The 22,511-nt window shown below is 43.4% G+C and carries 16 protein-coding genes; 10 read left to right on the top strand and 6 right to left on the bottom strand.

Translation table 11 applies throughout. The features are described from left to right. The first annotated feature begins 63 nt into the window (after nt 1–63). From PR761_RS12590 to rluA, 3 genes are all read left to right on the top strand, one after another. Complete coding sequence (locus tag PR761_RS12590; protein ID WP_154610937.1) at nt 64–2,415, top strand: DNA polymerase II; 2,352 nt, start codon at nt 64–66, stop codon at nt 2,413–2,415. A gap of 322 nt (nt 2,416–2,737) precedes the next feature. After that, nucleotides 2,738–5,644, top strand: coding sequence for an RNA polymerase-associated protein RapA (rapA, locus tag PR761_RS12585; protein ID WP_006814089.1), 2,907 nt, complete (start codon nt 2,738–2,740; stop codon nt 5,642–5,644). Between the two features lie 60 nt (nt 5,645–5,704). Further along, nucleotides 5,705–6,355 carry a bifunctional tRNA pseudouridine(32) synthase/23S rRNA pseudouridine(746) synthase RluA gene (gene rluA / locus PR761_RS12580; protein WP_006814090.1) on the top strand — a complete coding sequence of 217 codons (651 nt, stop codon included), beginning with the start codon at nt 5,705–5,707 and terminating at the stop codon, nt 6,353–6,355. Between the two features lie 153 nt (nt 6,356–6,508). Here the strand turns inward: rluA and djlA are convergent, their stop codons facing one another. After that, the gene (gene djlA / locus PR761_RS12575) at nt 6,509–7,324 is read right to left on the bottom strand and encodes a co-chaperone DjlA (RefSeq protein ID WP_006814091.1); all 816 of its coding nucleotides are present in this window, start codon (nt 7,322–7,324) and stop codon (nt 6,509–6,511) included. Between the two features lie 251 nt (nt 7,325–7,575). Between djlA and lptD the strand changes: the two genes are divergently transcribed. From lptD to apaH, 6 genes are all read left to right on the top strand, one after another. Next, nucleotides 7,576–9,948 (top strand): LPS assembly protein LptD, encoded by a 2,373-nt coding sequence (lptD, locus tag PR761_RS12570; RefSeq protein WP_154610936.1) that lies wholly within the window; start codon nt 7,576–7,578, stop codon nt 9,946–9,948. 69 nt (nt 9,949–10,017) lie between these two features. After that, nucleotides 10,018–11,340 (top strand): peptidylprolyl isomerase SurA, encoded by a 1,323-nt coding sequence (surA, locus tag PR761_RS12565; RefSeq protein WP_154610935.1) that lies wholly within the window; start codon nt 10,018–10,020, stop codon nt 11,338–11,340. Further along, nucleotides 11,321–12,316, top strand: a complete 996-nt coding sequence (pdxA, locus tag PR761_RS12560; RefSeq protein ID WP_006814094.1) for a 4-hydroxythreonine-4-phosphate dehydrogenase PdxA — start codon at nt 11,321–11,323, stop codon at nt 12,314–12,316. Before surA ends, pdxA begins: the two co-directional genes overlap by 20 nt. Beyond that, nucleotides 12,313–13,122 (top strand): 16S rRNA (adenine(1518)-N(6)/adenine(1519)-N(6))-dimethyltransferase RsmA, encoded by an 810-nt coding sequence (rsmA, locus tag PR761_RS12555; protein ID WP_006814095.1) that lies wholly within the window; start codon nt 12,313–12,315, stop codon nt 13,120–13,122. The genes pdxA and rsmA overlap by 4 nt, the downstream gene beginning before the upstream one ends. An 18-nt stretch (nt 13,123–13,140) precedes the next feature. Beyond that, a complete protein-coding gene (gene apaG / locus PR761_RS12550; RefSeq protein WP_006814096.1) occupies nt 13,141–13,518 on the top strand; it encodes a Co2+/Mg2+ efflux protein ApaG in 378 nt (125 codons plus the stop codon). A gap of 2 nt (nt 13,519–13,520) precedes the next feature. Then, complete coding sequence (apaH, locus tag PR761_RS12545) at nt 13,521–14,348, top strand: bis(5'-nucleosyl)-tetraphosphatase (symmetrical) ApaH (RefSeq protein ID WP_006814097.1); 828 nt, start codon at nt 13,521–13,523, stop codon at nt 14,346–14,348. A gap of 74 nt (nt 14,349–14,422) precedes the next feature. Here the strand turns inward: apaH and folA are convergent, their stop codons facing one another. Further along, nucleotides 14,423–14,917, bottom strand: a complete 495-nt coding sequence (gene folA, locus PR761_RS12540; RefSeq protein WP_126461712.1) for a type 3 dihydrofolate reductase — start codon at nt 14,915–14,917, stop codon at nt 14,423–14,425. Nucleotides 14,918–15,120: 203 nt separating this feature from the next. On the opposite strand from folA, the gene PR761_RS12535 reads away from it, so the two are divergent. Further along, nucleotides 15,121–15,735, top strand: coding sequence for a LysE family transporter (locus PR761_RS12535; RefSeq protein WP_154610934.1), 615 nt, complete (start codon nt 15,121–15,123; stop codon nt 15,733–15,735). Nucleotides 15,736–15,790: 55 nt separating this feature from the next. Here PR761_RS12535 and ftsP read toward each other — a convergent pair whose 3' ends face one another. The 4 genes from ftsP to parE form a co-directional block, all read right to left on the bottom strand. Beyond that, the gene (gene ftsP / locus PR761_RS12530; protein WP_039854715.1) at nt 15,791–17,206 is read right to left on the bottom strand and encodes a cell division protein FtsP; all 1,416 of its coding nucleotides are present in this window, start codon (nt 17,204–17,206) and stop codon (nt 15,791–15,793) included. Between the two features lie 286 nt (nt 17,207–17,492). Then, on the bottom strand, nt 17,493–18,221 hold the full coding sequence (locus PR761_RS12525) for a 1-acylglycerol-3-phosphate O-acyltransferase (RefSeq protein WP_112837326.1): 729 nt from the start codon (nt 18,219–18,221) through the stop codon (nt 17,493–17,495). Between the two features lie 56 nt (nt 18,222–18,277). Further along, the gene (gene parC / locus PR761_RS12520) at nt 18,278–20,533 is read right to left on the bottom strand and encodes a DNA topoisomerase IV subunit A (protein ID WP_112837327.1); all 2,256 of its coding nucleotides are present in this window, start codon (nt 20,531–20,533) and stop codon (nt 18,278–18,280) included. A gap of 36 nt (nt 20,534–20,569) precedes the next feature. Then, nucleotides 20,570–22,465 (bottom strand): DNA topoisomerase IV subunit B, encoded by a 1,896-nt coding sequence (parE, locus tag PR761_RS12515; RefSeq protein ID WP_006814103.1) that lies wholly within the window; start codon nt 22,463–22,465, stop codon nt 20,570–20,572. Nucleotides 22,466–22,511: the final 46 nt, after the last annotated feature.

Below are 22,511 nucleotides of genomic sequence, written 5' to 3'. Positions count from 1 at the left end.
AATACTGTATAAATTCACACTATCCGCGTATATTAATCGTAGATTATTTACGCGAGTTTCCTTATGTCCTTATCCAACTTTCCTACTGAAAAAGGTTTTATCCTCAGTCGACATTGGAGAGACACCCGTTATGGTGTCGAGGTTACCTATTGGTTACTCACCGATACTCAGCCGCAGAAAGTGACCGTCCCTTATCAACAGGCCATCGGTTTTTTGCCTGAACCAAAGCTTCCTCTTGTTCGCCACCTTATTGAAGGGCAAGCAGACATCAGCTATCGCGCCGTTGAACTTAACGATTTTAATCGTGAAAAAGTCTACGCTATTTATTGCCAGCAATATCGCCAATTGCAGAATCTAGATAGAAACTGTAAAGAGCTGGGCGTGGAATTACTTGAAACCGATATTCGCCCTTGTGAACGCTACCTTATGGAGCGTTTTATTACGGCCCCAGTCTGGTTTTCCCGTAATCAACAAGGAAAGTACCAATTAAAACCCTGCGAAGAGTATCGCCCAACCATCCAAGCAGTTTCTCTGGATATCGAAACTAGCCAACATGGGGAGCTTTACTCCATCGGGTTATCGGGTTGCAATGATAATGTGGTGTTTATGCTGGGCCCTGACCAAGGTCCTGCGTTAAATACAGACCATCGATTGGTGTATGTCACCAGCCGTCCTCAGCTCCTCGAAAAATTGAATGAATGGATACAACACTATGACCCCGATGCCATTATTGGCTGGAATTTAATTCAGTTCGATTTGCAGGTGTTGCAAAAACACGCGGAGCGCTACGGCATTCCGCTACTACTTGGTCGCCAAGGGCGAAAACTTGAATGGCGAGAGCATGGCTTTAAACCGGGGGTCTTTTTTGCCGCTGCGGAAGGTCGGTTAATTATCGATGGCATCGATGCGCTAAAATCCGCCACATGGAGCTTTAGCTCGTTCAGTCTGGAATCTGTTGCTCAACAGCTACTGGGAGAAGGTAAAGCCATCGATACCCCTTATGATCGAATGGATGAAATTAACCGCCGATTTGCTCATGATAAACCCGCGTTGGCTCACTACAATATTCAAGACTGTATCTTAGTTCACCGTATCTTTGAGAAAACAGACTTAATGGCGTTCTTACAAGAACGCTCGAGTGTCACCGGGTTAGCCGCAGATCGCATGGGGGGGTCGGTGGCCGCTTTTTCTCATCTCTATATCCCTCGATTACACCGTTTGGGTTTTGTTGCGCCCAACCTGACTGAGCAAAAATTTCAACTCAATCCCGGTGGATTTGTGATGGACTCCCAGCCAGGTTTGTACGATTCGGTACTGGTTTTAGACTACAAAAGTCTGTATCCCTCGATTATTCGTACCTTTTTAATCGATCCCGCAGGGATGATTGAAGGGCTGGCACACCCTGAACCAGAACACTCCGTCCAAGGGTTTCGTGGTGCTTGGTTTTCTCGCACGACGCACTGTTTACCGGATATTGTTAGCCGTATTTGGCAAGAACGTGATAAAGCCAAGCAACAAAAAAATGCCCCACTATCTCAAGCATTGAAAATTATTATGAACGCCTTTGCTGGTGTTTTAGGCGCTGAGGGCTGCCGGTTTTTTGATCCTCGCCTAACCGCATCGATCACCATGCGTGGTCATGAAATTATGCGGGTCACTAAACAGCTTATTGAAGCGCAAGGTTATCAGGTAATTTATGGGGATACAGATTCTACATTTGTTTGGCTACGAGAAGCTCATACGGATGAACAAGCTCTGAAAATTGGTTATATGCTGCGTGATCATGTCAACCAATGGTGGAAACAACATTTAAAACAAGAATGGCAACTTGATGGGGTTCTCGAACTGGAATATGAGACCCACTATCGCCGCTTTTTAATGCCAACCATTCGTGGAACTGACCAAGGAAGTAAAAAGCGCTATGCAGGCCTAAGCCAAGATACGATGGTATTTAAAGGATTGGAAACCATTCGCTCCGATTGGACACCTCTTGCTCAATATTTTCAAAAAGAGCTATATAGCCGTATTTTTCATCGGCAGCCCTATAAAGAATTTATTCGTAGCTACATTCAATCAATTCGTTCTGGCGAATATGACGATCGATTGATTTACCGCAAACGCCTGCGCCGTAAATTGTCAGATTATCAACGCAATGTACCACCCCATGTCAGAGCCGCACGCCAAGCTGACGAATATAATTTGAAATTACAGCGTCCTTTACAGTATCAAAATGGTGGCTGGATCAGCTATCTAATGACTCAAGCAGGACCAGAGCAGCTGGAAATTTTAACGGCTCCCCCAGACTATGAGCACTATATTCTCAAACAAATCAAACCCATCGCCGATGGTATTTTACCGTTCCTGCATGATGACTTTGATACTATTTTAACTGGGCAAATCAACCTACTGTTTTAAAATGCATATAAAAGAGCAAATTGTATAATTCTTATTATAGGTGGCGCATTTTTAACAGGTGACGATAAGCGAATGTTGAATTAATATAACGCCCCTTTGATATATCGACCTTCAATGTACGCAGTTTGGTGGGATAATCGGTTATACTCATCATAAATTGAGTGGCCCAACGCGTATTATTAAAGGGCTATAACTGCCTTAGCAGCAAAAATAATAAAAATTCGTATCACCCTTGTTTATATCAACACTGGGCAAAGACACTAATTAGCTGTCTTAAAAATCTAAAAACAAACAATCAAAATTATGGAATTAAATTAAACCTATGCCATTTACTCTTGGTCAACGCTGGATCAGCGACACAGAAAGCGAACTTGGATTAGGCGCCGTTGTGGCAGTTGATGCCCGCATGGTGACGTTACTTTTCCCTGCAACAGGTGAAAACAGACTTTACTCACGCAATGATGCCCCAATTACCCGAGTTATGTTTAACGAAGGTGACACCATTACCAGCCATGAAGGCTGGCAACTTCAAGTTGAACATGTTCAAGAAGATGAAGGGTTACTAACTTATATCGGTACTCGCTTAGATACCCAAGAAGCGGATGTCAGCCTAAGAGAAGTTTTTCTTGATAGCAAACTGACCTTTAATAAACCGCAAGACCGACTATTTGCTGGTCAAATTGATCGCATGGATCGCTTTGCGTTACGTTTCCGTGCACGTAAGTTCCAAAGTGAGCAAGTCAAACACCAAGCCACAGGGCTACGTGGTATTCGTGCTAGCCTTATTCCACACCAGCTCCATATTGCCAATGAAGTGGGTAAACGCCACCATCCTCGCGTTCTCCTTGCGGATGAAGTTGGTTTAGGTAAAACCATCGAAGCGGGTATGATTATCCATCAACAACTGATGGCCGGTCGTGCTGAGCGCGTGTTAGTTATCGTTCCTGATAGCTTGCAACACCAATGGCTGGTGGAAATGCTACGCCGCTTTAATCTCCGTTTTTCTCTGTTTGATGATAGCCGTTATAGTGAAGCGCAACACGACAGCGATAACCCATTTGAGACCGAGCAATTAGTTCTATGTTCACTGGATTTTGTGCGCCGCAATAAACAACGTTTCGACCAATTAGTCGAAGCTGGCTGGGATATGATGGTCGTTGATGAAGCCCACCATTTACAGTGGAGTGAAAATGCACCAAGCCGTGAATATCAAGTCATTGAAACTCTTGCGGAACATATTCCATCAGTATTGTTATTAACCGCGACCCCTGAGCAACTGGGACAAGAGAGCCACTTTGCTCGCTTACGTCTGCTCGACCCAAGTCGTTTTCACGATTATCAAGAATTCATCGCTGAACAAGAAAATTATCGCCCTGTTGCTGATGCTGTTTCACTTCTATTATCTGGCGATAAATTAACAAATGATCAGCAAAATCTGCTGAGTGAATTGATCAAAGAGCAAGATATTGAACCTCTTTTAAAAGCTGCGAATCTCGATGGCGACGATAGCCAAGTTGCACGCCAAGAGCTGATTCACATGCTGATGGATAGACATGGAACGAGCCGTCTATTATTCAGAAACACCCGTAATGGTGTGAAAGGCTTTCCACGCCGTGAACTTCACTCTTTAAAAATGCCACTGCCAACCCAGTACCAAACAGCGATTAAAGTTGCGGGTATTATGGGTTCGAAAAAGGATTTGGAAACTCGCGCGAAAGAGATGCTATATCCAGAGCAGATTTACCAAGAGTTTGAAGGTGAAAATGCGACTTGGTGGAACTTTGATCCACGCGTTGAATGGCTAATGGGTTTTTTAACTGCAAATCGTCAAGAAAAAGTTCTGGTAATTTGTGCTAAAGCCGCCACTGCATTGCAACTTGAACAAGTTCTTCGCGAACGTGAAGGTATCCGTGCAGCAGTATTCCATGAAGGTTTATCCTTACTGGAACGTGACCGTGCAGCAGCTTATTTCGCTTCTCAAGAAGAAGGCGCGCAAGTTTTATTGTGTTCTGAAATTGGATCTGAAGGTCGTAACTTCCAGTTTGCTAACCAGTTAGTGATGTTTGATTTACCATTCAACCCAGACTTACTGGAACAGCGTATTGGGCGCTTGGATCGTATTGGTCAAACTCGAGACATCGTTATCAACGTCCCTTATTTAGAACATACAGCGCAATCTGTATTGCTCCGTTGGTATCACGAAGGTCTCGATGCCTTTGAGCACACTTGCCCAACGGGTCGCGCCATCTATGATAAATATTATCAACAACTGTTGCAGTTTATGGCAGAGCCAACCATGACTGAAGGGTTTGATGAGTTTATTAAAGCTTGCCGTGAAGAGCACGATGCATTGAAATCGCAATTGGAGCAAGGCCGTGACCGTCTGCTCGAAATGCACTCCAATGGCGGAGATGCAGGTAATAAATTAGCCGAAGAAATTGGCGAAGGTGATAACGAAACCGAGCTGGTAAACTTTGCACTTAACCTGTTTGATATCGTTGGGATCAACCAAGAAGATAAGAGTGATAATTTAATTATCCTGACCCCATCGGATCATATGCTAGTTCCTGATTTCCCGGGGCTACCACAAGATGGTTGCACCATCACGTTTGACCGTGAACAAGCATTGTCGCGTGAAGATACTCAATTTATCAGTTGGGAGCATCCGATAATCCGTAATGGTTTAGATTTGGTCTTATCAAGTGATACCGGAAGCTGCGCCGTTTCTTTATTGAAAAATAAAGCGCTGCCAGTCGGAACATTACTGACTGAGCTCATCTACGTTGTTGAAGCTCAAGCACCAAAACAACTGCAAATTAGTCGCTTCTTACCAGCAACACCGGTACGTTTGCTAGTTGACTTAAAAGGCAATAACTTGTCATCTCAAGTCGAGTTTGAAAGCTTTAACCGTCAGCTAAATGCCATTAACCGCCATATGGCGAGTAAACTGGTTAATGCGGTACAAAGCGAAGTCCATTCAGTGCTACGCCTGTCCGAACCGATGGTGGAAAAAGAAGCTAAAGTCATTATTGAGAATGCTAAGGAAGCGGCTGATAAAGCGTTAACGCTGGAGCTTTCTCGCTTAGAAGCACTAAAAGCGGTTAACCCAAATATTCGAGATGAAGAACTCGATATTATCGAAGAAGAGCGCCAGCAGCTGATGACGAATATCGACCAAGCCACATGGCGCCTCGACGCTATCCGCTTAGTTGTCGTTACCCATCAGTAACTAGCTGACAATACTGGGTATTTTTTACTAATACCCAGTATCCCCTAAAGGATAATTATCATGCTGCCCTACAATCCACCCACGGATCCTTGGCTACACATACTCTACCAAGATGAACACATCATCGTAGTCAACAAACCCAGTGAATTGCTGTCCGTTCCGGGAAAAGCTCCCGAGCACCATGACAGTATTATCAGCCGAATTCAGCGAGATCATCCAGCGGCGGAATCTGTCCATCGCTTAGACATGGCAACCAGTGGTGTCATGGTTGTGGCTTTAAATAAAGCAGCTGAACGGGAGCTAAAACGTCAGTTTAGAGAGCGTGAGCCTAAAAAACATTATGTTGCACGGGTTTGGGGGCATTTGGAAAATAAAGAGGGTTTAATCGATTTACCGCTGATTTGTGACTGGCCAAATCGACCAAAGCAAAAAGTGTGTTTTGAAACCGGAAAATCGGCACAAACCGAATACCAAGTTTTAGAATATGAAGAGCAAGCCACTCGGGTAAAGCTGTCCCCCATTACAGGTCGCTCCCATCAATTACGTGTGCACATGTTAGCGTTAGGACACCCTATTTTAGGGGATAGATTTTATGCCCATGAAGAAGCATTAGCACTGGCACCACGTTTGCAATTACATGCTCAGGAGCTCTATATCACACACCCGGCCTATGGCACACCGATGCATTTTACCTGCCAGCCTGATTTCTAATGCAATTTAAGTCGCTTAGCTTTTAACTGCCGTACCGATATTTTCAGACTACTGCAAGGCATCTATTAAGCGAATCCCTAGGGCCTAGATAGTGACGAAACTAGGGTTCATGAATAACGATAACAACGCAGTAGTGCAAAATATGCTGGAAAACTATTTAAAGCCAAGCTCTTTTTTGACTAGGTCATAAGCCGCTTGAATTGACTGCGCCTTTTGTTTAGCAATTTCCATCATCTCTGGTGGCAACCCTTTTGCCACCAGTTTATCTGGATGGTGCTCACTCATTAATTTACGGTAAGCCCGCTTAATTTTAGTCGGTTCATCATCCGCAGAGACACCTAGCACCTTGCAAGCATCTTCAAGGGTCGGTCCACTAGACTGCTGATAATACCCACCGGATTGCTGTTGAGAATACCCCTGACCAAATTGTCGACCACTTTGGATCATATCCAAATATTGTTCGAACTGAACTTTCGATATCCCCAATTCTTCCGCAATAATAAACAGCACCTTTCTTTCATTCGGATGCAATGTTCCATCCGCAAAAGCCGCCTGTAATTGAATTTCCAGAAACATCTGAATCAGATCGAAACGACCATAGCAAGCCATACGCAATTGCTTTAGCACATTGCGCAGTGGAAAGTCTGGCGATTTGCCTTCCCTAAAAGCTTGCTGAGCCGCTTTACGTGTTTCACCAAGGAGCTGCATTCTATCCATCAAATTTGACGCTAACTGAATATCAGTCTCTGTTACACGCCCTTTTGACTTGGTTAAATGCCCTAAAATTTGGAAGGTGCTCGCAAAGAAAATAATTTGGCGGTCTCGTTTATTTATTGCGCCAGCAAACTTACGCTGTGCCGATGCTTTATCAAAACCGTGACCAATAAGTAAACCAGCTAACGCTCCCCAGAACCCTAACCCAGAGACGATCGCGAGTATCACCCCAATAATTTTACCCCAATAGTGCATATATCCCTCAATTCTTCAATGCTCAGAATTCAATTTTGCATTATCATACTATTCATTCTGCTCTTGTGCATAACGACTCTGTTCATAAATATCGATAACTCATTAAGTATGAGCTCAGTATTTTATGTGCATAACGATAAGGTACCTAACTACGAGCGCAATAGTTTTTATATTATACTGGCGCAAACGGGTTGGCTAAGTTAGTCTTTGAGCGTTTGCCGACTGTGCCAATTTGACGGACTACATATTTAATGATGAAAAAAAGCTATCCAACAATAATCGCCACCATGGTATGGGCGGCTATTTATAGTCAGCAGGCGCATGCTGACCTCGCAGAACAATGTATGCTTGGTGTTCCTGTTTATGACAAACCTATTGTCACTGGCGATCCAAATAGCTTACCTATTGAGATCCACGCTAATGATATGTTCGGTGAGTATCCAAGCTTCGTGGAATATACTGGCAACGTCGACATTCAGCAGGGCAACCAAACCCTGACTGCGGATAACGTCAAATTAACGCAAACTCAAAAAGCAGGCGAACTCCCTGTTCGTGAAGTTACTGCCACCGGAAATGTCCATTATGACGATCCGCAAATTATCCTAAAAGGTCCTTCCGCTTGGTCTAACTTAGATAATAAAAATACCGATGTGGATGACGGCAACTATATGATGGTTGGTCGTCAAGGTCGCGGTGAAGCGAAAAAAATGAAAATGCGTGGTGAAAATCGCTATTCCATTATGGAAAACGGAACTTTCACCAGCTGCTTACCGGGTAATAGCAGTTGGAGCGTCGCGGGCTCAGAAGTGATTATTGATCGCGAAGAGGAAGTCGCTGAGATTTGGCATGCACGCTTTAAGATAGCGGATATCCCGGTATTTTATAGCCCATATATGCAGTTACCAATTGGTAGCAAGCGCCGCTCTGGTTTCTTGATTCCAATGGGTAGTTATTCCAGCAATGACGGTTTAGAGTTTACTCTCCCTTATTATTGGAACATCGCCCCGAATTATGATGCAACCATCACACCACAGTTTATGACCCACCGAGGCGTTAAGTTAAATAATGAATTCCGTTACTTAATTACGCCGGGTACGGGTACTGTCGCATTTGATTTTTTAAATCATGACCGCGCCTATATTAAAGATAAAGAGAGTGGTAAACGTGATGCTCGTGAGAGCGATGACCGTTGGTTATTCTATTGGCGCCATTCGGGTACCTATGCCCAACATTGGAATTTTGGAGCGGACTATACTAAAGTTAGCGACCGCCAATATTTTACTGACTTTAGCTCTCAGTATGGTAGTACTACGGATGGTTATGCCACGCAGAAATTTAATGTCGGCTATTCCGATACTAATTGGAATATGAAAGTAACGCATAAACAATTCCAATTGTTTGTTGAGGATCCAAAAGCTCGGGCATATAAAGCAGAACCACAGATCGACTTTAACTATTACCAAAATAACGTTGGCATAGTTGATTTCCACACTTATGCTCAAGCGGCACGCTTTACCAGCGTCGGCGAAAATAACCCAGATGCAACCCGTTTACATATTGAACCTGAAGTTAGCATGCCGCTCTCCAATGGTTGGGCGCAAATGAACAACAGCTTTAAGCTGATGGCAACTCATTACGACCAAGATATTCCTAAGTCAAACTCTAATGCAAGTTTAGAAAAAAATGTCACCCGCGTATTACCGATATTTAAAAGTGATGCCAAAGTGGTGTTTGAACGAGACCTATTCCAAGGCAGTGATTTTGTTCAAACTTTAGAGCCTAGAGTCCAATATTTGTATATTCCTTATAAAGATCAAGACAATATCAATAACTATGATTCAGCATTACTCCAATCTGACTATTCAGGGCTATTTCGTGATCGCATCTACAGTGGTCTAGACCGTGTAGCTTCAGCAAACCAGTTCACCACCGGTGTGACTACCCGCATTTATGATGAGTCCCTTGCGGAACGTTTTAACTTCTCTGTGGGTCAAATTTATTATTTAGAGCGTCCTCGGGCAGGTAATTCCACGCTAAGAATCGATGATAAAAGTGATACTGGCTCATTAATGTGGGCAACCGATGCTACATGGCACATTGATGAGAACTGGGGGATTCGTGGCGGATTACAATATGACCGTCGCCTCGGTAGTGTCACGATGGGTAATGCAGTCACAGAATACCGCTTCGATGCTGATAGGCTAATTCAATTAAATTACCGTTTTGTTGATCGCGATTATATTCAGGCAACATATCGGGATGATGATAGAGAGAGCGGATATAAATACACTTTACCTGAATACCAACAAGGTATTTCCCAAATTGGTACTGTTTTAAGTTGGCCATTAAGCGAGCGTTGGGGCTTTGTGGGCTCATACTACTATGATACCAAACAGCAACAACCAGCCAGCCAATTGGTGGGATTACAGTACAATACTTGCTGTTGGGCGGTGAATTTAGGCTACGAACGTAAGATTGTTGGCTGGCAAAAAGAGAAATTCAGCAGTGAATATGATAATAAATGGTCAATTAATGTGGAACTTAGAGGCCTAAATAACAATCATAGTTTAGGTAGTCAGGAGATGTTGAAACAAGGTATTATGCCTTATCAACGTGCTTTCTGATAACCCGCAACATAAAGATCACGATTAGCCCGCAACATGCGGAATCAAAGTTAATTTTATAGGACCATTATGAAGAATTGGAGAACGCTTATTCTGGGACTGGTGTTCGCAAGCTCTGCTAGCTTAGCTGCGCCACAGCAAATGGATAAAGTGGCTGCGGTTGTCAATAACGGAGTTGTGCTGGAAAGTGACGTCCAGAATATGATCAATACCGTTAAGTTAAATGCGCGTAACTCAGGTCAGCAAGTTCCTGACGACCAAACTCTGCGTAGCCAGATCATCGAGCGTTTGGTGATGGATAACATCATGCTACAGATGGCTAACCAAATGCAGCTGAATATTCCTGAAGAAGCAGTTAATGCTACGATTGAAGATATCGCCCGTCAAAATGGCTTGACCCTCGCACAGATGGAAAAACGTCTAGTTGCTGACGGTATCAACATGGCTAAATATCGCAGCGAAATTCGCAAAGAAATGTTATTGGCCGAGGTTCGCAATAACGAAGTTCGCCGTCGTATTACCATTCTTCCTCAAGAAGTGGATGCGTTATCTAATCAGATGGATTCTCAAGCAAATGCTGAAATGGGCGTTAATTTAAGCCATATATTAATCCCTCTGCCAGAAAACCCAACGCCAGAGCAACTTGCAACAGCCGAAGCATTAGTTAGCAAAGTGTTGTCTGAACTGAAAAAAGGTTCTGACTTTGGTAAGTTAGCAATTGCATACTCTGCTGATCCTCAAGCCTTAAAAGGCGGGAATATGGGTTGGTCACGTCTGCAAGAACTGCCGGTTGTTTTCTCTGATCAGCTAAAAAGCTCGAAGAAAGGCGATATTGTTGGTCCAATTCGTTCAGGTGTCGGTTTCCACATTCTACGTGTTAATGAAATCAGTGGTGGTAGCCAACAGCCAATCTCAGTTACCGAAGTTAAAGCTCGTCATATCTTGCTGAAATCATCCCCAATCATGGATGATACAATGGCAAGACAGAAATTGACTCAGCTTTCTCAAGAAATCCGTAACGGTAAAATTTCTTTCGAAGAAGCGGCTAAAGAAAACTCAGAAGATCCAGGAAGTGCATTAAAAGGCGGTGAATTAGGTTGGAATATACCTGATGTTTACGACCCTGCATTCCGTGATGCACTGATGAAACTGAAAAAAGGTGAAATTAGCCAACCTGTTCCTTCAAGTTTTGGCTGGCATTTAATTCAGTTAGAAGACACTCGCAATGTTGATAAAACCGACGCAGCGAAGAAAGATCAAGCATACCGTTTGCTGTTTAACCGCAAGTTTAATGAAGAAGCACAAACTTGGATGCAAGAACAACGAGCTGCAGCTTATGTGAATATCGTCGATGGTCGTCAAAACCAATCAAATGATGAAAACGCAAAATAAGCCTATTGTAATAACCCCCGGCGAGCCTGCCGGGGTTGGTCCGGATTTGCTCATTCAGTTGGCTCAACAAGCATGGCCTGTTGAGCTGGTTGCTTGTGCAGATCCGGAGTTGCTTGTACAACGAGCAAAAATACTGAACCTGCCATTAACGCTACAAGAATACTCACCAAATCAACCGCAATCAGCCTCTGTTTCTGGTCATCTCACTATTCTTCCCGTTACCCTTGATGCGCCAGTGAAAGCTGGAGTTCTCAATGTTAAAAACGGTGAATATGTTACCCAAACATTAGCTAAAGCTTGCGATGGATGCTTATCCGGGGAGTTTTCGGCACTTGTAACAGGTCCTGTACATAAAGGGATTATTAACGACGCAGGGATCCCGTTTAGTGGGCATACCGAATTTTTTGCAGACAGAAGCCACTGTGAAAGAGTCGTGATGATGCTGGCTACTGAAGAGCTGCGCGTGGCACTCGCCACTACACATCTTCCGCTAAAAGATGTTTCTGCCGCCATTACCCAGCAAAGTTTGCATGAAGTCATCACCATTTTGCACCACGATTTGCAAACCAAGTTTGGCATTGAAGATCCACATATTTATGTTTGTGGGCTAAATCCTCATGCCGGTGAAAGCGGACATATGGGAATGGAAGAGATCGATACCATCATTCCAGCCCTTGAAACACTGCGTCAGCAGGGGATCACATTAGTGGGTCCATTACCTGCAGACACTCTTTTTCAACCTAAGTATTTAAATGATGCAGATGCAGTACTTGCTATGTATCACGATCAGGGACTTCCTGTGCTAAAATACCAAGGTTTCGGCAGAGCGGTAAATATTACCCTCGGTCTGCCATTCATCCGTACCTCTGTCGATCACGGCACAGCGCTAGAATTAGCCGGTACGGGTCAAGCCGATGCTGGTAGCTTTATTACCGCATTAAAGTTAGCTATCCAAATGACACAAAAGAATTCATGAATAATAGAGTCCATCAGGGGCACTTCGCCCGCAAACGTTTCGGGCAGAACTTTTTAACTGACCAATTTGTTATCGACAGTATCGTCGATGCCATGCATCCACAACCAGGGCAAGCCATTGTTGAAATTGGCCCCGGTCTCGGCGCATTAACCGAACCTGTCGGTAGCCGAATGGATAAAATGACGGTAGTAGAATTGGACCGCGATCTGGCGGCACGTCTGCACGTCCATCCACAACTCAAAGATAAACTGACGATTATCCAGCAAGATGCCATGACCGTTGATTTTGGCGAACTCGCAAAACAAGCTGGGCAACCTATTCGCGTATTTGGTAACTTGCCATATAACATTTCAACGCCATTAATGTTCCATCTGTTTACATTTACCAATTCAATTTCAGACATGAATTTCATGCTACAAAAAGAAGTGGTAAACCGTTTAGTAGCTGGGCCTGGTAGTAAAGCGTTTGGACGTTTAAGCGTCATGGCTCAATATTACTGTAATGTTGTTCCTGTACTTGAAGTTCCACCGACATCATTCACGCCAGCACCGAAAGTGGATTCTGCGGTGGTAAGATTGATCCCTCATCGCGAAAATCCATATCCGGTGAAGGACATTAAAATGTTGAGCCGTATTACGACTCAAGCATTTAACCAACGTCGTAAAACTATCCGCAATAGTCTTGGGGATTTGCTGAGTGTTGAGCAGCTAATTGAGCTGGGTATCGATCCCGGTACTCGTGCTGAAAATATCTCTGTAGCGCACTATTGTAAGATGGCAAACTATCTGTCTAACTTGTCGGAATAGAAAATCTGAGGAGGCACAATGCTGAATGATCCCAATGTGAGCATCCAAGTTCAAAGTGTCTACATAGAAAGCCAGTCACAACCTGAAATCGCCCGCTATGTATTTGCTTATACCATTTGCATCCGTAATTTAGGGCGAATTCCCATACAATTAATGAGCCGTTATTGGCTCATTACCAACAGTGATGGTCATAAAACTGAAGTTCAAGGTGAAGGTGTTGTAGGTGAAAAACCTGTCATTTTACCGGGAACTGAATATCGATATACCAGTGGGGCAATTTTAGAAACGCCAATGGGTACGATGGAAGGCTATTACGTTATGCTTAGCGATCAAGGGGTCAACTTTCATGTTGATATCCCCGCTTTTCGACTCGCTATACCAACGCTGATTAATTAATTATGTCCACATATATTGTAGGTGATATACACGGTTGTTACCGTGAGCTACGTGAACTTCTAGAGAGCGTTAATTTCGATCCTCAGCAGGATACCTTATGGCTAACTGGCGATTTGGTCGCTCGGGGGCCTGACTCTCTACATGTTTTACGCTACGTAAAAAGCCTCGGTTCTGCCGCTCGTCTGGTTCTTGGCAACCATGATCTGCACTTGATTGGCATCTACTGTAAAATCAGTCGTAACAAGCCAAAAGATAATTTAGATGAATTACTCAACGCTCCGGATATTGATGAGTTAATCAATTGGTTACGCCGCCAGCCATTACTTCAAATTGATGAAGATAAAAAAATCGTGATGACCCATGCCGGTATCACACCTCAGTGGGATATTGAAACCGCGAAAATGTGCGCGCGTGAAGTTGAAGCCGTTCTTTCTAGCGATGCCTACCCACTCTTCATCGATTCCATGTATGGTGATATGCCAAACAATTGGTCTGATAGCTTGATGGGACTGGGTCGATTACGCTTTAGTACCAATGCACTCACTCGCCTACGTTATTGCTTCCCTAATGGGCAGTTAGATATGATCTGCAAAGAAAGTCCAGCTAAAGCACCTCCACCATTAAAACCGTGGTTTGCGTTGCCGAGTAAATTCCCGAAAGATTACGCCATTTTCTTCGGTCACTGGGCTTCTTTAGAAGGTAAATTTACGCCTGAAGGGGTTTATGCAATAGATACGGGTTGCTGCTGGGGAGGTGATTTAACACTTTTCCATTGGGAAACAAAAACGTTTCATCGGCAAAAATCCCACCAAAAGCGCCGTAAAGAGTAATTCCATACCCGCAAAATAGCAAAATGGCACCCACGCGGTGCCATTCTTAACTTTATAAAAAACTAAAGTCAGGCTTAAACTCTTCTCGTCAACACTTCAAAACAAAAACCATGGGAGTTATTTTCATCAGCTTCATGGTATTCAGTGAAAATAGAATCCCACTCATCGGGTTCATACGCAGGGAAATGGGTATCCCCGATCACTTCTGCATCCACATGTGTTAAATACAGCTTGTTCGCCATTGGTAAAAATTGTTGATAGACTTTACCACCGCCGATCACCATGATTTCATCACATCCTTCAACGGCTTTCGCTGCTTCTAATGCTTCTTCTACGGATTTCACCCAGATCACACCTGCATCGGTGCCTGCTTGGCTACTTAAAACAATATTTACTCTTTGTGGCAATGGACGACCAAGCGCTTCATAGGTTACACGCCCCATAATAACGGGTTTATTCAATGTTTGGCGCTTAAACCATGCCAAATCTCCCGGTAAATTCCAAGGCATCGCATTTTCCATGCCGATAACCTGATCGAACGCCATTGCTGCGATTAAGCTAATATTCATCTAACCACCTTAGAAACTAAATATAAAAAATTGAGCACACTATACGGAAAGAGGCATACTTCGTCGACTAAATTTAATCTTCCTTAAATAGGATGCAATCCCTTATACTCAAACAGCTAACTTCAATACATAAAACAACATTTATACCGCTTTTAGTCCCTTATTACTCAGTTTAGTTCAACGCAAAATAAAGAGATTATATTATGTATCAGACCAGTATCATGGTCGCGACCATTGCAGCCCTGGGCATGCTATCTCCCGGTCCTGATTTTTTCCTTATCATAAAAAATTCCGCACGCTACCAACGGTCCGCTGCCATGATGACAGCATTAGGCATTATCGTCGCGATAGCGTTACATATGTCTTATTGTGTTGCTGGGTTAGCGGTGTTAATTACCACCACGCCTTGGCTATTTAATGTATTAAAATATGCCGGAGCGGCTTATTTAATTTGGATAGGTATTAAAAGTTTGATGCCTCAGTCGGCACAACAAGTGGACTTGAATTTAACGCAACATGAGCGTGTTTCATTCAAGAAAGCCTTTATGCAAGGTTTTCTATGTAATCTATTGAACCCTAAAGCGACACTATTCTTCTTGGCTATTTTTACCCAAGTTTTAAGTGTGGACTCAACATTTTCTGAAAAACTGTGGTTTGCATTTATTATCTGGGGATTAGCCGTAATTTACTGGCCAATTTTAGTCTTACTGATTCAAAGTGCACCCGTCAGGAAATGGCTATCAAAAGTGCAGAAATATGTCGATAAGGTACTTGGTGTGGTGCTTGTCGCATTTGGTATCCGTGTGGCACTTAGCTAGTCCAATCACACTAAAAAATAAAAGCCCCAATATTATTTGGGGCTATAAATATCAGTTAATTCACTTCATCTTGTGGCGTGATAACCAGCTGCCCAGCAGAGCCTAAATCAGCCTTTTCTAAATTTTGGCTATAAAATAAGAATGGAAAATGGTTATAAGAAGGTTGCAGCATTTGTACCAATAACTCACAGCGCCCATCAATCCATACCGTATCTTTCCAACCAAAGTTTTCTGGTTGAGCAGGTTGCCCATTACAGCTAATCAGTTTAAAGCGCACCCCCTCGATATGGAAAGATTGAGGCTGTTGGCTCGTGACGCTCCAGCGTTCCCAATTACCTTGGCGGCTCGTAATATCCACGCGGTTAGTATCAAGTGTCGCACCATTAATACCAACCGGATCATTGAGCTGTATATCGCGATTGGTGATCGTCGAGGTAATCTGGGTTTTATCTTCCACTAACTGAGCAGGGACATCATCAGTAACTAACGACATTAATCCGGTTGCTTTGATGGTCAGCACATTCGTTGAAATCAGGTTATTTGATGGCTCAAATAGTCCTTTAACACGATCCATAAAGGATGCTGACTCACCTGCTGTGATAGTTAACTCTTGGGTTTTTGCCATATCAATTAAGACTTCTCGGCGCTCCCCCGGAGCCATAGATAACTCTTGTGCACTTACAGGTACAGTCAATATTCCCTGATCTGATGCAATCATCACAAATGGTCGACCATCACTGATTTTCATGACATAACGTCTTGAATTTGAAGCATTCAATAATCTTAGGCGTACCCAACCACGAGAGACTTCAATATAAGGGTCTTGCACACCATTCACGAGCAGAGTATCCCCAAGGAAACCCTCGTCATTCGCGTGATAATCTGGAGCACCAAAATTATCTAAACGCTTATCTTGGATAATAATAGGAAAATCATCAACACCATAGTGCTTTGGAAGCCGTAAGTTTTTCGTAAATTCATCATCAATGATCCACATACCAAACAGACCATCATGGATCTGTTGCCCCATTTTTCCTTGGGTGTTGGCATGGTACCAAAGTGTCGCCGCATTTTGGCGAATAGGCATAACCGGTGACCAATCCGCATTTGGCGAAATTAGCCTAGCCGCACCACCAATTTGAGTGCCTGGTATTTGCAACCCACTGATTGTCATCGAAACTGCTTCAGGTAACCTATTGCTATAAATCAGTTTTAAATCATCGCCATTTTTTACTCGTACCGTCGGACCGGGTGATGAACCATTAATCCCCAAGATCTCGGCGGAATATTTTCCATCAAAAGACCAATGAATCTTTTGTAATGTGAGAAAAAGTGGCTGCCCCGAACGAGATTCTAATAATGGAGGAACTGGGAGTGCTGTAGTCCCCTCCGCGCTCACATTACCTGAAATATGGAATAGGCATACAGCCAATCCACTCACCAGCAAGGATCGGCAACGACTGAATGACATAAATTCTCCGCTAAATAAAATACCAGCAAATTATTTTAATAAATCATAAAAATAGAGTTATTTATATGAGTAGTTTTAGGTTGGCGCTGGTAATCCTACTACTTAGATACAATAATTTTATCCTGAGATAATTTTGCGAGCCATGATATCGCGAAAGAGAATTAAATTCTAAAAATATATCTATTAATAATTAAAATTTAACTAATTTGAAATGAAATAATTTAACTGAAAAGTAGGCGACAGAGTGCTAGAAATAAATGCTCTATCGCCTGATATAGCCTAGATATTAACGCTTATTCAACGCTTCAACTTCTTTATCTAACTCTTTGATTTTAGCTTCCATCAGGTCATGGCAATATTCAGATAATTCTCTGACCTGCTCTTTGGTATAACCGGATGTATCGATAGGCTCCAACATTTCGATAATCACATGGCCATTATTCCAACGATTGAGCTTTATTTTTCCTTGAGTGGTCGAAACACACACGGGAACAATCGGAACTCCAGCGGCAATCGCGGCATGAAATGCCCCCGTCTTAAATGGCAGCAACCCACGCCCACGGCTACGAGTACCTTCAGGGAACATCCATACCGAAATTTTGCGAGATTTGATTTGGTCTGCAACTTGAGAAATTGTGTTATGGGCTTTTGAACGGTTACCACGGTCAATTAAAATATTTCCCGTAATCCAATATAAGAACCCAAAGAAAGGGATCAGAACGAGGCTTTTTTTACCCACTGTCACGGTTCTTGGTTGAACACCATTCGACATCGTCACCATATCGTAGTTATTTTGGTGATTTCCAATATAGATACTTGGACCATAGTTCTTAGCTTTAGCTGGAACACGGTCAATCATTTTGATACCTAATACCGATGATAAACGACCAAATGCATGTCCGAACGTCATCACGTGTTTTGGGTTACGCGGGCTAAATAAGCAATAAATACTGCCGCCAACACACACCAAAATGGTAAATATAATAACAATGATAGCTCTAATTAGCGCTAGCATAAGATTCCTTAACTTATTCAAAGGGCTTGAAACAAGCCCATACATTCTTGTTATTTTTACTCTGCATTCACTGTATCAACATCGATACGTTCAATATTATGCAAACCACGAGGTAGGGTTGTCCCCTTACGACCACGCTCAGCACGATATTTTTGCAAGTCTTCAGATTTAAATTTCAGTTTACGCTTACCAAAATAGAGGGTAATCGCCGATTGAGGTGGTACCACCATCAGCCAAACCAGCAGGTCTTCACCACTGGCGGCTTGCGCACCGGTGATATTAATGATTTTATTCCCTTTCCCTTTCGATAACTGAGGGAGATCTGATACTGGGAATAACAACATTCTTCCCGCTTTAGTAATTGCTAATAACAAATCTTCTTTTTCGTTATTCAGCTCAATTGGCGATAGAACTTTGGCATTTTCAGGCAATGAAATTAGAGCCTTACCGGTTTTATTCTTGGTAACCAAATCATTAAAGGTACAAATGAAACCGTAACCTGCATCAGACGCCATCAAGTATTTTTGCTCTTCTGGCGCCATTAACACATGCTCAATCGTCGCACCTGGCGGTAACGTTAATTTACCCGTAAGTGGCTCGCCTTGGCTACGAGCAGAAGGCAATTCCAGAGGATCTACGGAATAGCTGCGTCCGGTTGAATCAAGGAAGACCGCAGCTTGATTAGATTTACCTCTGGCGGCTTCTTTAAAGCTATCCCCCGCTTTATAGCTCAGGTTACTTGGCTCAATATCATGCCCTTTCGCACTGCGCACCCATCCCATATCAGATAACACAACGGTGATCGGCTCTGACGGTAAAATTTCGTGTTCACTCAGTGCTTTTGCTTCTTCACGCTCTTGCAATGGTGAACGACGATCATCCCCATACGCTTTTGCATCAGCCTGAATTTCTTTTTTAATCAAGGTATTCAAGCGAGCTTCAGAGCCTAAAATAGCCTGTAATTCATCACGCTCTTTGGCTAATTCATCTTGCTCACCGCGAATTTTCATCTCTTCGAGTTTCGCTAAGTGACGTAATTTTAACTCTAAAATAGCTTCAGCTTGTGTCTCGCTAATATTAAAACGGGACATTAACACAGGCTTAGGTTCTTCTTCTGCGCGGATGATCTCAATCACTTCATCAATATTTAAATATGCGATTAATAAACCATCTAAAATATGCAGGCGTCTTAATACTTTTTCTAAACGATGATTTAAGCGATTACGCACCGTTTGACGACGGTATGTAATCCACTCATTCAGAATTTCAACCAGACCTTTGACTGATGGGCGGTTGTCTAATCCAATCATGTTTAAGTTAACACGATAGCTTCGCTCTAAGTCTGTGGTTGCAAACAAGTGGGTCATGACTTGTTCAAGATCTACACGGTTACTGCGAGGAACAATCACTAATCGCGTTGGATTCTCATGGTCAGATTCATCACGTAAATCTTCCACCATTGGGAGCTTCTTCGCACGCATTTGGTTAGCAATTTGCTCAAGCACTTTCGCACCAGAAACTTGGTGAGGAAGTGCAGTGATCACCGCATTGCCATCTTCTTTTTCCCATACAGCACGCATGCGAACTGAACCACGACCATTTTGATAAATCTTACGAATATCTTCCGGCGACGAAATAATTTCCGCCTCAGTCGGGTAATCAGGCCCCGGAATATATTGCATAATGTCGTCGAGATTTAGCTTTGGTTTCTCAAGTAATGCCACTAATGCACTTGCCACTTCACGGGCATTATGAGGCGGGATATCTGTTGCCATCCCGACTGCGATCCCCGTCGTCCCATTCAATAAAATATTGGGTAGACGAGCGGGTAACATTTTCGGTTCGTTTAAGGTACCGTCAAAGTTAGGAACCCAATCAACCGTGCCATGGGCTAATTCGCTAAGTAATACTTCAGCATATTTAGATAAACGAGATTCTGTATAACGCATCGCGGCGAATGATTTAGGATCATCCGGTGCCCCCCAGTTCCCCTGCCCATCCACCAATGGATAGCGATATGAGAATGGCTGCGCCATTAACACCATGGCTTCATAACAGGCACTATCTCCATGAGGATGATATTTACCTAATACATCACCGACGGTTCTAGCGGATTTTTTATACTTCGCTGCGTTGCTCAGTCCCAATTCAGACATGGCATACACAATGCGGCGCTGGACTGGCTTGAGCCCATCACCGATAAACGGCAACGCTCTATCCATGATGACGTACATGGAGTAGTTCAGATAGGCGTTTTCAGTAAAGGTTTGAAGCGGAATACGCTCCACACCATCATGAGTAATTTCACTCATTCAATACGTTCCTTACTCTAATTTATCTGCTTGAGATCAGACTTCAATTTCTGCCGTATCACCCTTTTCTTGCAGCCAATTACGGCGGTCTTCAGAGCGTTTTTTTGCAAGAAGCATATCCATCATCGACATGGTTTCAGTGTAATTATCATCATCGATAGTTAACTGAACAAGGCGGCGAGTATTCGGATCTAACGTTGTTTCACGCAGTTGTGGTGGGTTCATTTCACCCAAACCTTTAAAGCGTTGAACGTTGGGTTTACCTTTCTTACGGCTTAATCTGTCTAGCACCGCATTTTTTTCGCTTTCATCTAAGGCGTAGTGTGTCTCTTTCCCTAAGTCGATACGGTACAAAGGCGGCATCGCCATATACACATGCCCTTCTCTCACTAGTTTAGGGAAATGGCGAACAAACAGGGCGCACAATAATGTCGCGATATGCAATCCATCGGAGTCCGCATCCGCGAGAATGCACACTTTACCGTAACGGAGCTGGGACATATCTTCACTATCGGGGTCCATACCAATCGCGACAGAAATATCATGGACTTCTTGAGAGGCTAAAACCTCATCAGAAGAAACTTCCCATGTATTCAAAATCTTACCGCGCAAAGGCATAATCGCTTGGAATTCACGGTCACGGGCTTGTTTTGCCGAGCCCCCTGCGGAATCCCCTTCAACCAAGAATAATTCGGTCATTGAAAGATCTTGAGAGCTACAATCCGCCAATTTTCCGGGTAAAGCAGGGCCACTAGTGAGTTTCTTACGCACCACTTTTTTGGAAGCGCGTAAGCGACGTTGAGCACTAGAAATCGCCATTTCGGCCAGCTGCTCTGCAACTTGAACGTTTTGGTTTAGCCACAAGCTGAAAGCATCTTTAACAACACCAGAAACAAACGCTGCACATTGACGAGAGGATAGACGTTCTTTCGTTTGCCCTGCAAATTGCGGATCTTGCATCTTAACGGATAAGACATACGCACAGCGATCCCAGATATCTTCCGCGGATAATTTCACGCCACGAGGCAAGATATTACGGAATTCACAGAATTCACGCATGGCATCTAATAAACCTTGGCGCAAACCATTAACGTGGGTTCCACCCTGTGCTGTTGGGATCAGGTTAACGTAGCTTTCAGTGAGAAGTTCACCACCTTCTGGTAACCAAAGTAATGCCCATTGAGCCGCTTCTACTTCACCAGATAATTCGCCTGTGAATGGTTTGACGGGTAATGTTTCATACCCGTCCACCGACTCCATTAAATAGTCTGTTAAACCATCGCTATAGCACCAGCTTTGCTCAGTTTCATTGAGCAGATCCTTAAACGTAATTTGTACGCCAGGGCATAAAACTGCTTTTGCTTTTAGGTTATGCGTTAAACGAGAAACTGAAAATCTTGGGCTATCAAAGTAGCTAACATCAGGCCAGAAATGGACACTGGTTCCTGTGTTTCGTTTGCCACAAGTGCCGATGACATGTAAGTCTTCAACTTTATCGCCATTTTCAAACGCGATTTGGTAGACCTGACCATCACGGCGCACTGTGACTTCAATACGTTTTGATAACGCATTTACTACGGAAATCCCAACACCATGTAGACCACCAGAGAATTGGTAGTTCTTGTTGGAGAATTTTCCACCCGCATGGAGTTGCCCTAAGATCAATTCCACCGCGGACACTTTCATTTCAGGGTGGATATCAACAGGCATACCACGCCCGTTATCAATCACTTCTAAGGATTGATCGGGATATAAAATCACTTCAATGTGCCCAGCGTGACCTGCTAAGGCTTCATCGACACTGTTATCAATTACTTCTTGTGCCAGATGGTTCGGTCGACTGGTGTCAGTGTACATGCCAGGACGACGGCGAACAGGCTCCAAACCACTGAGGACTTCAATGTCCTCTGCGTTATAACTAGATTGAGTCATGTTGTCATTCTGCGGTAATAGGTGATTAATCGAACTATATCCTAAA

It is taken from the genome of Providencia sp. PROV210, assembly GCF_028479445.1.
GTDB classification, from domain to species: Bacteria; Pseudomonadota; Gammaproteobacteria; order Enterobacterales; family Enterobacteriaceae; genus Providencia; species Providencia rustigianii.
Note: the sequence above shows the minus strand (reverse complement) of the source record. Positions and strands in the feature narration are given on the sequence as shown.